Source organism: Streptomyces sp. NPDC028722, from assembly GCF_040637655.1.
GTDB lineage: Bacteria > Actinomycetota > Actinomycetes > Streptomycetales > Streptomycetaceae > Streptomyces.
In genome coordinates, this window is the sequence record NZ_JBEZWU010000011.1 from 77,226 (window position 1) to 91,474 (window position 14,249).

Sequence of the window (14,249 nt, forward strand, 5' to 3'; positions counted from 1 at the left end):
CGCCATGCCCAGCCAGCCCCAGGAACCCGACCGGGCCGCGCCCGATCCGGTCGAGCCGGTCGCGGAAGGCGCCGGACGCCCTCCGCGCGGGGATCTGCCCCAGCCGGGCCCGCCGTCCCGGCCGGAAGCGGCGCCCGACGAACCGGGACCCGACGCCGCCGGCCCCGCGTCCGCCGAGGACGAGTACACGACCGCGATCCAGGAACTGGAGGACCGCTGGCGGCGCGCGCTCGCCGACCTGGACAACCTTCGCAAGCGCCACGCCAGGGAACTGGAACGGGAGCGGACGGTGGAGCGCTCCCGTACGGCCGCCGCCTTCCTGCCCGTCCTGGACAACCTCGAACTCGCCCTGACCCATGCCGGCGCCGATCCGGGTGCGATCGTGGAGGGCGTCCGGGCGGTCCGCGACCAGGCGGTGAACGTCCTGGAACTGCTCGGCTACCCGCGGCACGCGGAGACCGGCGTCGCCTTCGACCCGGCCCGGCACGAGGTGATCGGTGTCGTCCAGGACCCCGACGCCCCGCCGGGCACCGTCGTCGAGGTGCTGCGCCCCGGCTACGGGGACGGCGGACGGCAGCTCAGGCCCGCCGCCGTGACGGTCGCGAAGCGGGAGTGACCGGTCATGGCACGGGACTTCTACCAGGTGCTGGGCGTGTCGCGGACCGCGAGCCAGGACGAGATCCAGCAGTCGTATCGCAAGCTCGCCCGCAAGTACCACCCCGACGTCAACAAGGACCCGGATGCGGAGGAACGCTTCAAGGACCTCAACGAGGCGTACAGCGTCCTGTCGGACCCGAAGACCCGGGCCCGTTACGACCGCTTCGGCGAGGACTTCCGCAAGATCCCCGAGGACTTCGACGAGCGGGTCGCGGCCGGAGCGGGCGGCGGCTTCCGCACGCGCAGGACCGCGGGCGCGGGCGGCCCCCGTGTCCGGTACACCACCGGCTTCGGCGACGACTTCGGAGCGGAAGGCATCGACATCGAGGACTTGTTCGGTTCCATGTTCGGAGCCGGCGCCGCCCCGGGCGGCGTCCCCGGAGCGGACCAGGAGGCCGAGCTGCCGCTCACCGTCGAGGAGGCGTACCGGGGCGGCCGTCGCACCGTCACGCTCGCCGGTCCCGCAGGGCAGCCGCGGCGGTACGAGGTCGACGTCCCGCCGGGCGTCACCGACGGGCAGCGCATCCGGCTGGCGGGTGAGGGCGGCCGGGGCAGTAATGACGCCCCCGCGGGCGACCTGTACCTGCGGGTGCGGATCCAGCCCCACCCCAGGTTCCGGCTGGACGGCCGCGACGTGCACGTCCAGCTCCCCGTCACCCCCTGGGAAGCGGCCCTGGGTGCGACCGTGCCGGTGCCCACCCCCGGCGGCGGCACGGCCAAGGTCTCGGTGCCCGCGGGCTCCTCCAGCGGCCGGCGGCTGCGGCTGCGCGGCGAGGGCATGCCGAACCCGCGCGGCGCGAACGGCGACCTGTACGCCGAACTCCGCGTCATGGTGCCGCCCACCCTGAGTGACCGGGAGCGCGACCTGTTCGAGGAGCTCGCCGCCACCTCCTCGTTCGATCCCAGGAGGACGCGATGAACGACCGACCCGCGGGCATCGGCCGGGCCGGCGTGGGCGACCGTCCGGTACGAACGGGCGCCGACGTCACCGCCTCGACAACAGTGCGGTACGCGCTCGTGCCCGTCCCCAGGCTCTCCCTGGCCACCGTGGCCCGTCGTTCGGGCCTCCATCCTGATCTGATCCGCCGGTTCGTCGCCCTCGGCCTGGTCGACGCCGAGCACGACGCCGCGGGGCACCTGGTGTTCGACCCCACGGCCCCCGCGGTCCTCGCCCGCGTCCAGCGGCTGCGCTTCGGACTCTGCCTCAACTACGCATCCATCGGCCTGGTGCTCGACCTGCTCGACCGCATCAGCCTGCTCGAAGCCGCCCTGCGCGGCCGCGGCACGAGGAGTGAAACACCCCCATGGACATGAACCGTCTCACCCAGAAGTCCCAGGAAGCCCTACAGGAGGCCCAGACCGCGGCCGTCCGCATGGGGCAGACCGAGGTCGACGGGGAACACCTGCTGCTCGCGCTTCTCGATCAGGAGGACGGTCTGATCCCGCGGTTGCTGCAACAGGCCGGCACCGAGCCGAAGGAACTGCGCGCGGCCGTGCGCGAGGAACTCTCCCGCCGCCCGAAGGTCACCGGCCCCGGCGCGTCACCCGGCCAGGTCTTCGTCACTCAGCGCCTCGCCCGCCTCCTCGATGCCGCCGAACGGGAGGCCAAACGCCTCAAGGACGAGTACGTGTCCGTGGAACACCTCCTGCTCGCCCTGGCCGAGGAGGGCTCTTCGACCGCCGCCGGGCGACTGCTCAACGAGGCCGGCATCACCAGGGACTCGTTCCTGAGCGCGCTCACCCAGGTCCGCGGCAACCAGCGCGTGACCTCCGCCAACCCGGAAGTGGCCTACGAGGCTCTGGAGAAGTACGGCCGCGATCTCGTCGCCGAGGCCAGGGCCGGCAGGCTCGACCCGGTCATCGGCCGGGACGCCGAGATCCGCCGGGTCACCCAGATCCTCAGCCGCAAGACCAAGAACAACCCCGTCCTCATCGGCGACCCCGGAGTCGGCAAGACCGCCATCGTCGAGGGTCTCGCCCAGCGCATCGTCCGCGGCGACGTGCCCGAAGGACTCCGCGACAAGATCGTGTTCGCCCTCGACATGGGCTCCCTGGTCGCCGGCGCCAAATACCGCGGTGAGTTCGAGGAACGCCTCAAGGCCGTGCTGGCCGAGGTGAAGGCCGCCCAGGGGGGCATCCTGCTCTTCGTCGACGAACTCCACACCGTCGTAGGAGCGGGCGCCGCCGAAGGGGCCATGGACGCGGGCAACATGCTCAAGCCGATGCTCGCGCGCGGCGAACTGCACATGATCGGCGCCACCACCCTCGACGAGTACCGCAAGCACATCGAGAAGGACGCCGCCCTCGAACGCCGCTTCCAGCAGGTCCTGGTCGACGAGCCGAACGTGGAGGACACCATCTCCATCCTGCGCGGACTGCGTGAACGCCTGGAGGTCTTCCACGGCGTGAAGATCCAGGACACCGCGCTGGTCTCCGCGGCCACCCTCAGCCACCGCTACATCACCGATCGATTCCTGCCCGACAAGGCCATCGACCTCGTCGACGAGGCGTGCGCCCGGCTGCGTACCGAGATCGACTCGATGCCCGCCGAACTCGACGAGATCACCCGCCGCGTCACCCGCCTGGAGATCGAGGAGGCGGCCCTCTCCAAGGAGACCGACCCCGCCAGCAAGGCCCGCCTGGAGGAACTGCGCAGGGAACTGGCCGACCTGCGCGCCGAGGCCGACGCCAAACACGCTCAGTGGGAGGCCGAACGGCAGGCCATCCGCCGCGTGCAGGAACTGCGCCAGGAACTGGAACAGGTCCGCCACGAAGCCGAGGAGGCCGAACGCGCCTACGACCTCAACCGCGCCGCCGAACTCCGCTACGGCCGCCTCCGGGACCTGGAGCGCCGACTCGCCGCGGAGGAGGAGCAACTGGCCGCCAAACAAGGGCAGAACCGGCTGCTGCGCGAGGTCGTCACCGAGGAGGAGATCGCGGAGATCGTCGCCGCCTGGACCGGTATCCCCGTCGCCCGCCTCCAGGAGGGCGAACGCGAGAAGCTGCTGCGCCTCGACGAGATCCTGCGCGAGCGCGTCATCGGCCAGGACGAGGCCGTCAAACTCGTCGCCGACGCCATCATCCGCGCCCGCTCGGGCATCCGCGACCCACGCCGCCCCATCGGCTCGTTCGTCTTCCTCGGCCCCACCGGCGTCGGGAAGACCGAACTGGCCAAGACCCTCGCCCGGGCCCTGTTCGACTCCGAGGAGAACATGGTCCGCCTCGACATGAGCGAGTACCAGGAGCGGCACACCGTCAGCCGGCTCATGGGTGCACCGCCCGGATACGTCGGCTACGAGGAAGGCGGCCAGCTCACCGAGGCCGTACGCCGCAAGCCGTACTCGGTCGTGCTGTTCGACGAGATCGAGAAGGCGCATTCCGATGTCTTCAACACCCTGTTGCAGGTGCTCGACGACGGCCGCATCACCGATGCCCAGGGCCGCACCGTCGACTTCCGCAACACCGTGATCATCATGACGTCCAACATCGGCTCCGAGCACCTCCTCGACGGCGTCACCGCCGAGGGTGAGATCAAGCCGGACGCCCGCGCCCTGGTGATGGGCGAGCTGCGCGGGCACTTCCGCCCGGAGTTCCTCAACCGCGTCGACGACATCGTGCTGTTCAAGCCGCTCGGTGAGCGGCAGATCGAGCGGATCGTGGAGCTACAGTTCGACGAACTGCGCCGGCGGCTCGCGGAACGCCGCATCACCGTCGAGCTCACCGACGCGGCCCGGGAGTTGATCGCCCACCAGGGCTACGACCCGGTGTACGGCGCACGGCCGCTGCGGCGGTACATCTCCCACGAGGTCGAGACCATGGTCGGGCGCGCCCTGCTGCGCGGTGACGTCCAGGACGGCGCGACGGTCCGCGTCGACGCCGAACACGGAGAGCTGGTGGTCACCTACGACCAGCAGGAGGGGGCCCGGGAAACGAGGGCGGCATGAACACCACCCGGACGACGACGGTGACCTGCCCGAACTGCGGGCGCGGCAACCGCATTCCCGTGGCCGCCGCGGGACGCCCGAAGTGCGGCCACTGCAAGCAGCCCCTGCCCTGGATCGTCGACGCGGGCGACGACGACTTCGCCGAGATCGCCGACAACGCCACCCAGCCTGTCGTCGTCGACCTCTGGGCCACTTGGTGCGGCCCCTGCCGCATGGTCAGCCCCGCCCTCGAACAGGTCGCCCGTGACCTCGCCGGACGGATCAAGCTCGTCAAGGTCGACGTCGACAAGAACCCGCGGCTCAGCCGGCGGTTCGAGGTGCAGGCGGTGCCGACCCTGCTCGTCCTGGACCAGGGTGAGACGGTTGCCCGGCAGGCCGGCGCCGCACCCGCGCACGTCCTGCGGTCGTGGGTCGAGCAGGCGATGGCGGGCCGGCACACCACCGCGGGAGGCTGAACACGATGGGCCGGCCACGGCGGGAGCCCCACGAAACCGCGGCTCCGGCATCGACCGGTCGCCGCCCTCGCGCAGCGCTTCCAGGTCACGGCGGTGTCGACCTGGTCCTTGTCCGCAAGGGAGCGGGCATGTCCCGCCGGGCTGGTGGCGCCCTCACCCCGGAGCCGCGCCGCTGGCCGGAGGAGACCGACGCGCGCCGCGACCGAGCAGTCCCCGCCACGGAAGGAGAATTCTCATGGCCACGATTCCCGACCCGCACCTGGCGATGGTGCGCCCGGTGACGCCCCGTACCCCGCAAGGCTGCGAGGAGTGCCTCAGGGAGGGATCGCCGTGGGTGCACCTGCGGCTCTGCCTCACCTGCGGGCACGTCGGCTGCTGCGACTCCTCGCCGAACAGGCACGCCAGGCGGCACGCGGGCAGCGACGGTCATCCCGTCGTGCGGTCCTTTCAGCCGGGGGAGGACTGGCGCTGGTGCTTCGTCCACGAGGCCCTGGTCTGATGAGCGCGGCCGAGCAGGGGCATGGTGCGGTCCGCGAGACACCGGACCGGTACGGGGCGTTCCCGCGCCTGACACCGGAGCAGCTCCAGGGCCTGGCCGCGCACGGTGAGCGCCGCCGGACCAGCGAGGGCGAGGTGCTGTATCGCGAGGGTGAGCCGTTCCGGGAGTTCCTCGTGATCCTCAGCGGGACCGTCGAGATGCTCCAGGACTACGGCGGCCCCGAGGAGCGCACGATAGCGGTGCACGGGCCCGGCAGGTTCCTGGGTGAACTCGCGCTGCTGGAGGGCGAGACGGCGTTCGACACCGCCGTGGTGCGCGAGGCGGGCGAGATCCTGGCCGTACCGGTGGAGCGGCAACGCGCGCTGGTCGGCCGGGATCCCGTCCTCGGCGACCTGATCCTCCGCGCTTACCTGGGGCGCAGGTATCTGCTCATCGGCCTCGGCGCCGGCTTCCGGATCCTGGGCTCGTGCTATTCACCGGACACGCTGAGGCTGCGTGAGTTCGCCGCTCGCAACCGGCTGCCCCACCGCTGGGTGGATCTGGAGAAGGACAAGGAGGCGGAGGCGCTCCTGCGCCGGTTCGCCATCCGTCCCGAGGAGACTCCGGTGGTGATCTGGAACGGCGAGCGGGTGCTGCGCAATCCGAGCAACGCCGAACTCGCCCGGCTCATCGGGCTGCCCGCCCCCGCCTCCGCACCGGAGACCGGGCGATGCGACGTGATGGTGGTGGGCGCGGGCCCCGCGGGACTCGCCGCCGCCGTGTACGGTGCCTCCGACGGCCTCACCACGATCACCGTCGACGCCGTGGCCACCGGAGGCCAGGCCGGTACCTCGTCCCGCATCGAGAACTACCTCGGCTTCCCCTCGGGCATCTCCGGGGGCGAGCTCATCGAACGCGCGGTGCTCCAGGCCGACAAGTTCGGTGCTCGCCTCGTGGTGCCGGCCCAGGTCAGCGGGCTCACCCCGCAGGACGACGAGTACGTCGTCACCTTCACGGACGGGTCCCGGACCCGGGCGGGCGCCGTGGTGCTCGCCTCGGGCGTGTGGTACCGCAGGCTCGAGGTGCCCGGCATCGACCGTCTGGAGGGCATCAGCGTCTACTACGCGGCGACCGTCCACGAGGCCAGTCTCTGCCAGGCGGATCCGGTCGCCGTGGTCGGCGGCGGAAACTCCGCCGGGCAGGCGGCGCTGTTCCTCGCCCACCACGCGTCCAGGGTCCACCTCCTCGTCCGGGGCGGTGACCTGCACGCGGACATGTCGCGCTACCTGGTGGACCAGGTGGAACGGCACCCGAAGATCGAGGTGCTGCTCCATACCGAAGTCCGGGGCGTCCGCGGGGAGCAGAAGCTGGAGTCGCTGATCGTGGAGGACGACGCGAGCGGTGAGCGCCGGGAGTTGCCGGCCACGGCGCTGTTCGTGTTCATCGGGGCCCGGCCGCACACGGATTGGCTCATGGGCGTGCTGGCCCTGGACGAGAAGGGCTTCGTCCTCACCGGCGCCGACGCCCACGCGGCGGCCGACGCGGCCCGGTGGGACTCGCACGGCCGTGGTCCGTTGCTGCTGGAGACCACCCTTCCCGGGGTCTTCGCCGCCGGCGACGTCAGGAGCGGCTCGGTCAAACGGGTGGCCTCGGCGGCCGGTGAGGGTGCCATGGCGATCCGCCTCGTGCACGAGCACCGGGAAAAGAACGGCAACCTGGTCCGCACCGCGGGCCCCGAGGGGCCTCGGCCGGTGGCGGGCCGGCCCGTGGCCTGGCGCTGACCCTGCCCGCTGACGGACCCCGTTGGTGGCCGGACCCGGTGCACGGTCGCCCTCCCCGGCGGGCGCCCAGCGCACCGCCGGGACCGGTGGCGCGGCGTGCGGTGGGGCGGGTCGGGGCCGGAGCGGGTCTTCGCGGTGCGCACGCGATCGTGGCCCGGGCCCGGTGGGGGAGCAGGCCTGTACCGGGAGGACGAGGAGATCTGGCCGTGCCGCCGGTACCTGCCGGCGGGGGCCAGCGTGTCACGCGGCGTCGACGTGGCCTCGGAGGCATCCTGTGGGCACTTGCGATCGCGGGGGCGACGAGAAGGGGCCAGTCATGCCGGTGTCGCCTCAGGGCGTTACGGTCGTAGTTCTCCTGGCGGATCCGGACGCGCCGACGGAGATCGCGCGGCGCATGGCCCCGGAACTTCCCGCTCGGCTGGCCGAGAAGTCGGGCCAGGGGCGGCGCTTCGACGTCAAGGTGGTCAGTGAGCCCTTCACCGCGGGGACGGAGGACCCGCACACCCTGATGCGCCGGATCATGGACCGTGCGAGAGCGGAGAACTGGGACATCGTCGTGGCCCTCACCGACCTCCCGCTGCACTCGCACGGGCGCAAGCTCGTTGTGGATCTGAGTCACGAACACGGCTTGGCACTGCTGTCCCTTCCTCCGCTGGGGGGCTTGCGGCTACAGACGAGGGCCCGGCGGGCCGTGGAGGAGGCCGTCCTCGGCCTGGCGGGCGCGCGAGCCACCGGGGATGGGGAACCTCCGCGAGATCCGCCGCCACTGGGGCCCTTCGTCGGCCGTCTCGCGCCTGTCCACCGGGGCCCGGTCAGTGAGGAGGAGACCGCTGATCTCCGGTACGTCACCACCGGGCCGCGCGGTTACCTGAGGGTGCTCGGCGGTATGGTCCGCGCCAACCGGCCGTGGCGGTTGGTGCCGGGTCTGTCGAAAGCCCTGGCGGCCGCACTCGCCACGGGAGCCGTCGCCACCGTGAACTCCACCATCTGGAGCCTGTCCCAGGCCCTGAGCGTGCCGCGCCTCGTGATCGCCATGGTCGGGTCTGTCGTGCTCATGATCGGCTGGCTGATCGTGGACGCGCAGCTGTGGCATCGAGCGGCAGAGGTCTCGCCGGAGGCGAGGAAGAGGGCGGCTCTCTACAACGCCTCGACGGTCGTGACCGTGGGTATCGGGGTGCTCGTCTGCTACGTGGGTCTGTTGGTCGTCAGCTTGGTGTGGGCGCTGTTCATCCTCAACGACCGGGTGTTCGCCTCCATGACGCGCACCCCGCTGCACGGCACGGAGTACTGGACGTTGTCCTGGTTCGTCGCTTCGATCGCCACGGTGGGCGGTGCGCTGGGATCGGGCTTGGAGAGCGACGAGGCGATCCGGGCAGCCGCCTACTCCAAGCGCGAACAGGAACGTCGCAACTCGCTCCAGGACGACGACGGTGACCAGCCGGTGACCTGAGCCGGAGGCGCGTCGTGAGCGGTGGCCGTCCGGGGCCGAAGATTGCGCTGATCGATCGGTGCGTGGTTGTTTCGCGCCGGAGGCCGACGGGGACCCGGACGGCACGCCGCCGAGGCGCCGAAGATCCGTCCGGCGGGCCGGCGGCGGCACCACCGTTCCACCTGATCCGGGGGAACGACCCGCGAAGGCGTGTGCCGGAGCCATGGACCCCGTCGTACCGACACTTCCAAGAGTCAGGGCTTCGCGCCGTCTCCATCACGGCCGTGCCGCGGTCATGCCGCGACACCAAGGGAAGTCATCATGAAAGCAGCGGTATATGAAGGACCGCGAACGGTCACGGTGAAGGACGTACCGGACGCGAAGATCGAACACCCCTGCGACATCATCGTCAAGATCACCACCACCAACATCTGCGGTTCGGACCTGCACATGTACGAGGGCCGCACCTCGTTCGAGTCCGGCCGCACCCTGGGACACGAGAACATGGGCCAGGTCGTGGAGGTCGGCTCGGCCGTCCGCAAGGTCCAGGTCGGCGAGTATGTTGTTCTGCCCTTCAACATCGCCTGCGGCTTCTGCAAGCAGTGCGAGCGGGGTCTGACCAACTACTGCCTGACCATGCAGCCGGAGCCGGCCCTCGCCGGAGCCGCCTACGGGTTCGCCGACATGGGCCCCTACCAGGGCGGCCAGGCGGAACTGCTGCGCGTGCCCTACGGCGACTTCAACGCGCTGCGTCTGGGCGAGGATGCCGCCGAGCGGCAGACCGACTACGTGATGCTCGCCGACATCTTCCCCACCGGCTATCACGCCACCGAGATGGCCCACGTCAAACCGGGCGACCAGACCATCGTCTTCGGGGCCGGTCCCGTCGGGCAGATGGCGGCCTACTCCGCCCTCCTCAAGGGCGCCGGCCGCGTCTGGGTGGCCGACCACCAGCCCGACCGGCTGCGCAAGGCGGAGGAGATCGGCGCCATCCCGATCAACACCGCCGAGCAGAAGCCGGCGGAGGTCGTCAAGGAAGCCACCCTCGGTCTGGGCGCCGACAACGGCTGTGAGTGCGTCGGTTACCAGGCACACGACCCCGAGGGACACGAGGACGCCAGCCTCACGCTCAACGGACTGATCGACTCGGTCAGGTTCACGGGCGACATCGGCGTGGTGGGCGTGTTCCTGCCCGAGGACCCCGGCGGTGCCGAGGCCCAGGGCGAGTTGGAGGCGCACGGCAAGGTCCCGATCGACTTCGGCATGATGTGGTTCAAGGGCCAGCACATGGGCACCGGGCAGGCGCCGGTGAAGAAGTACAACCGGGCGCTGCGGGATCTGATCGCCGGCGGGAAGGCGAAGCCGAGCTTCGTCGTCTCCCACGAACTCAGCCTGGACGAGGCCCCCACCGCCTACGAGCACTTCGACGCCCGTGACGAGGGCTGGACCAAGGTGGTCCTGCATCCGAACGGACACGGGAACGGCCACAAGCGCTGAGGGACCGAGGACCGCAGTCCCGCAGTCGGTAGGGGCGTCCGTGGCGTCCGTGACGTCCATGGCGTCCGGGACGTCCGCACGGCTCTCAGCCCCACCCGCACCAGGGTCGAGTGGTGCGCGACGAGGATTCGCGGACTCGCGCGGCCGCCGAGCACACCGCCGTCAGGAGGCGGCGGTGCGGCCGACGCGACCCGGCGGGGCGTTCCGGCTGGGCCCGCACCGTGACGTGGCTGCGGGCCTTCGGGGAGCAGCACTTACATGATCACCTCAGTGTGTCGGTGAGGGTCCGAAGGAGACGGATGCCGATCGCAGCCTCGGCACCGGCGAGCGCTTCGGCCCCGGCGTCGCACTGCCCGGAGCGCCCGCCGGCCTCGCGGACCGGGAGACGAAAGGCCACTCATGCCCCGATCCATGCGCGCGCTCGTAGCCGTAGAGGCCGGCGAGCCCACCGATGTCCTGCGGCTGGAGTCCCGGCCGGTTCCCACGCCGGATGCGGGTCAGGCACTGATCCGGGTGAAGGCGACCCCGGTTCACGCGAGTGACCTCCACGTGCTGCGAGGCCGCTACGGCTTCACCCCGGAATTTCCCGCTGTCGGGGGCCACATGGAGTGCGTGGGCCGTATCGCGGCCCTGGGGCCGGGAACCGAGGGGCTGAAGGTCGGTGAGCGCGTGGTGGCCGCTGTCGTCCCGGCTGTACCCGGCCCCCCTACGGCCGGCACCTGGCAGGAATACCTCGTGGCCGGCACACACAGGCTGCTGTCGGTCCCTGAGCATCTGAGCGACTCCAGCGCCTGCCAACTCGCCGTCAATCCGCTGACCGCGCTGCTCCTCGTGACGCGCGAACTCGAAGTACAGCCGGGCGAATGGCTGTTGCAGACGGCCGCGGGCTCCACCGTCGGCCGGCTCGTCATCCAGCTCTCCCGGCATCTGGGGATTCGCACGATCAACGTCGTGCGGCGACGTGCTGCCGTTGAGGAGATCAAGGCACTCGGTGGAAACGAGGTCATCTGCACGGAGGACGAGGACCTGGTGCAGCGTGTGACCGAGATAGCGGGACCGGCCGGCGTGCGCAAGGCCGTCGACTGTGTCGCGGGCCCCGTGGGTGCCCAGGTGTCCCGGGCACTGGCTCCCGGAGGGCAGGCCGTGGTCTACGGCGCGCTCTCCACCCACCGGCAGACCGACCCGGCGGCGCTGACGATCCCGCTTCAGGCGCGCTCGGTCATCTACGAGACCGAAACGGTACGTGGCTTCTGGCTGAACCGCTGGTTCGGCACCGCCTCGTCGGAGGACGCGCTGCGCGCACTGGCCCAGGTGCGCGGCCTGGTCGCCGATGAGGTGCTGAGCATTCCCCAGGGCCAGCCGTTCCCGCTCGAAGACTTCGCTGAAGCCGTCGCGCTCGCCGAAGCACCCGCACACGGCACCAAGCCACTGTTCGTCTTCGAAGACGGCCGGGAAGAAGGCGGTGGGTAGGGGAAGCGGCCCTGCTGGTGCGCCGGCGGTGCGGCCACGGCGTGCCGGGGGCCTCAGCTGAAGCACCCTCCGTGGGACCAGGTCAGCGCCTGCGCCGGTGTTCCTGGGTGCCTCGTACGTCATCTCGGCGGAGGTCGCTCTGTGGGGACCCAGCCGGGAGCCGTCTCACATGCGTCGCTGCGGCGTTCGAGGCACGCTGGTGGTGGCAGGTCAAGCATGCTCTGCCGCACCCGGTCGAACGGTGAGGGGATGGCGACTCGGCTTGACGGGGCTGCCGACAGTGGGTCACCGCCTGGTTCCTGCCGCAGCTCGACGAGGTGCTGGACCGGTCCTCAGGACAACCTCGGCAAGATCGCAGCGCAGGAGGATCCATGACCGTTGAGCCGCCCGCGGGGTACGGCTCCCGCGACCAGGCCCTGCACGGGCAGACCCTCGTCGTCATCGGCGGGAGCGCGGGTATCGGGCTCGCGACCGCACGGCTCGCCCGTAACCAGGGCGCCCGCGTGGTCCTCACGGGACGGGACCCGGAACGGCTGATCACCGCGGGCAAGGAGGCCGATGCGCTCAGCACCGCGGCCTTCGACGCGCACGACCCGGTGCAGCTGGAGCGGTTCTTCCAGCAGCTGCCAGGGCCGGTCGACCACGTGATGGTCACCGCGGGCGGCCCGTCCTACGGCCGTCTTCTGGACATGGACGCCGAGCAGGCGCGCCGGGCGCTCAGCGACCACATGGTGCTCGGACTCGAGGTCGCGCGCCACTGCGCCGGCACTCGTGCGGCCGGGCGGCACGCTGCTGCTCCTGGGCGGCACGGGAGCCCGCCGGATCCGGGGCGCTCTTGGTGCCGCCCCCGCGGTCACCGCCGCGATGCCCGCGTTCACGGCCAGCCTCGCACTCGAACTCGCGCCGGTCCGGGTGAACCTCGTCGCCGCCGGCTTCGTGGACACGCCGTTGTCGGCCCGGCTGCTCGGCGACGCACTCGACACCCGTCGCGAGGAACTGCGCGCCACGCTGCCGATCGGCCGCGTGGTCGTACCCGAGGACGTGGCGGCGCTCGCCGTGCACATCATGACCAACACCGCCCTCACAGGCGCGACGTACGACATCGACGGAGGCCAGCAGCTCGTCGGCTGAGCCGCACGTCGATGGCGGTCGTTCGCCGTACGAGTGATCACGACCCGTCGAGCAGGGCTGATCTCCGGGGAGCTACCGCGCCGCGACAGCTCCGGCTGCGGGGCCGTCATGACCTCGCGGAGTGTGGCGGGGGAGGGGTTGGTGCCCAGGAAGTCGCGGGTGACGGGCGAACCCCACTGGGCCAGGCCGCTCGCCGATCCGACAACCAGCACCTCGGATTCTCTCAGGGCATCCACTTCTGCTTCGGTGCTCCGCTCGCGCGGCTCGAAGTTCAGCTCGCGGTCGGCGAGTTCGTCCGCCGGGTGCAGAACCCTCGGCTCGTGGAGGACCCGCCGCCGTACCGGCACCACCAGATCTTGCGCGGCCCCCGGCACCTCCTGGTCGACATCGACGGCTCGCGTCGGTGAGCGGGCAAGGAGCTTGCTCGTGGAGGACCTGGTGGGCGATGAACCCCGAACTTCTTCACAGAGCGAGATGCGGCTGATCGGGTGAGGATGGAAACGTACGAGTGTGACGACGCTGCTCCCAGAAGGAGGCAGATGTCATGACATCGCCTTCCGATTCCCCCGACCGCGTTCCCCCACGCGCCGCCGAACCACAGGAGGGCCCCTCGGGCGAAGGCATGGCCGCCCTGGCGAACATGGGCTGGCAGATCCTGCTCACCATGGGCTTCGCCACGATCGCCCTGGGCGTCATCGCCCTCGTCTGGCCGGGCGCGACACTCCGCGTCGTCGGCATCCTCTTCGGCGTCTACCTGCTGGGCACCGGTGTCTTCCAGCTCGCCGCCGCCTTCGGTACGCACGTCCGCCGGCATCTTCGTGTACTGCACTTCCTCACCGGCGCCGCCTCCATCCTCCTGGGGCTGATCTGCTTCCGGGGCACCCTGGAGTCGATCCTGCTGCTCGCCCTGTGGATCGGCTTCGGCTGGCTGTTGCGCGGCACCACGGAGACGGCCGCGGCGGCCTCCGATCAGCACATGCCGGCCCGCGGCTGGCACGTGGCCTTCGGCATCATCGGTGCTCTGGCCGGCGTCGTGATGATCATCATGCCGTTCGCCTCGATCGCGGCACTCACCCTGGTAGCGGGCGTCATGGCCATAGTTCTGGGCCTGACCGAAGTGATCCGAGCCATCAGGACCCGCGTCGAGATCGGCCAGCTCGCTCAGGGCACGGCGACCCAACGGCGGCATCTGTTCCACGCGCGTCCGCACGCCCAGCACTGATCGGCGCAGCCGTATCGTCACAGCCGCCGCGGCAGGCCGTGACGCGTCACCGTAGAAGGGATGGTCATGGAGGCGATGGCTGCCGGCGTGCTCGCTGAACCGGGCCCGTGGGGGGCGGGGCGATCAGCAGCGGTGGTGGCGGCGGCTCTCCCGCCACCAGTGGCATGGGCCGGACTGACGATCGT

The 14,249-nt window shown here is 71.0% G+C and carries 12 protein-coding genes and 2 pseudogenes; all 14 read left to right on the forward strand.

Annotated features, from left to right (window positions below; translation table 11 throughout):
* The first annotated feature begins 4 nt into the window (after positions 1 to 4).
* The 14 genes and pseudogenes from grpE to AB0F03_RS19080 all read left to right on the forward strand — a co-directional run bounded on the left by grpE (position 5) and on the right by AB0F03_RS19080 (position 14,064).
* The gene (grpE, locus tag AB0F03_RS19015) at positions 5 to 616 is read left to right on the forward strand and encodes a nucleotide exchange factor GrpE (protein ID WP_361992971.1); all 612 of its coding nucleotides are present in this window, start codon (positions 5 to 7) and stop codon (positions 614 to 616) included.
* A gap of 6 nt (positions 617 to 622) precedes the next feature.
* Positions 623 to 1,576, forward strand: coding sequence for a J domain-containing protein (locus AB0F03_RS19020; RefSeq protein ID WP_361992974.1), 954 nt, complete (start codon positions 623 to 625; stop codon positions 1,574 to 1,576).
* Entirely contained in the window at positions 1,573 to 1,971 is a 399-nt protein-coding gene (locus tag AB0F03_RS19025; protein WP_361992977.1) for a chaperone modulator CbpM, read from the forward strand. Before AB0F03_RS19020 ends, AB0F03_RS19025 begins: the two co-directional genes overlap by 4 nt.
* Complete coding sequence (clpB, locus tag AB0F03_RS19030) at positions 1,962 to 4,601, forward strand: ATP-dependent chaperone ClpB (protein WP_361992979.1); 2,640 nt, start codon at positions 1,962 to 1,964, stop codon at positions 4,599 to 4,601. Before AB0F03_RS19025 ends, clpB begins: the two co-directional genes overlap by 10 nt.
* A complete protein-coding gene (trxA, locus tag AB0F03_RS19035; RefSeq protein ID WP_361992981.1) occupies positions 4,598 to 5,056 on the forward strand; it encodes a thioredoxin in 459 nt (152 codons plus the stop codon). Before clpB ends, trxA begins: the two co-directional genes overlap by 4 nt.
* A 235-nt stretch (positions 5,057 to 5,291) precedes the next feature.
* Positions 5,292 to 5,555 carry a UBP-type zinc finger domain-containing protein gene (locus AB0F03_RS19040; protein ID WP_361992984.1) on the forward strand — a complete coding sequence of 88 codons (264 nt, stop codon included), beginning with the start codon at positions 5,292 to 5,294 and terminating at the stop codon, positions 5,553 to 5,555.
* Complete coding sequence (locus AB0F03_RS19045) at positions 5,555 to 7,315, forward strand: FAD-dependent oxidoreductase (RefSeq protein ID WP_361992987.1); 1,761 nt, start codon at positions 5,555 to 5,557, stop codon at positions 7,313 to 7,315. The genes AB0F03_RS19040 and AB0F03_RS19045 overlap by 1 nt, the downstream gene beginning before the upstream one ends.
* Positions 7,316 to 7,631: 316 nt before the next feature.
* Positions 7,632 to 8,765 (forward strand): hypothetical protein, encoded by a 1,134-nt coding sequence (locus AB0F03_RS19050; RefSeq protein ID WP_361992989.1) that lies wholly within the window; start codon positions 7,632 to 7,634, stop codon positions 8,763 to 8,765.
* A gap of 300 nt (positions 8,766 to 9,065) precedes the next feature.
* A complete protein-coding gene (locus AB0F03_RS19055; protein ID WP_361992992.1) occupies positions 9,066 to 10,241 on the forward strand; it encodes a glutathione-independent formaldehyde dehydrogenase in 1,176 nt (391 codons plus the stop codon).
* A 411-nt stretch (positions 10,242 to 10,652) separates the two neighbouring features.
* Complete coding sequence (locus AB0F03_RS19060) at positions 10,653 to 11,711, forward strand: zinc-dependent alcohol dehydrogenase family protein (RefSeq protein WP_361992994.1); 1,059 nt, start codon at positions 10,653 to 10,655, stop codon at positions 11,709 to 11,711.
* A gap of 371 nt (positions 11,712 to 12,082) precedes the next feature.
* Positions 12,083 to 12,373, forward strand: a pseudogene (locus AB0F03_RS19065) (SDR family NAD(P)-dependent oxidoreductase); the annotation flags it as partial.
* 109 nt (positions 12,374 to 12,482) lie between these two features.
* Complete coding sequence (locus tag AB0F03_RS19070) at positions 12,483 to 12,842, forward strand: SDR family oxidoreductase (protein WP_361992997.1); 360 nt, start codon at positions 12,483 to 12,485, stop codon at positions 12,840 to 12,842.
* 194 nt (positions 12,843 to 13,036) lie between these two features.
* Positions 13,037 to 13,249: pseudogene (locus AB0F03_RS19075) on the forward strand (cytochrome P450); the annotation flags it as partial.
* 137 nt (positions 13,250 to 13,386) lie between these two features.
* Entirely contained in the window at positions 13,387 to 14,064 is a 678-nt protein-coding gene (locus AB0F03_RS19080) for an HdeD family acid-resistance protein (RefSeq protein WP_361992999.1), read from the forward strand.
* The last annotated feature ends 185 nt before the right edge of the window (positions 14,065 to 14,249 follow it).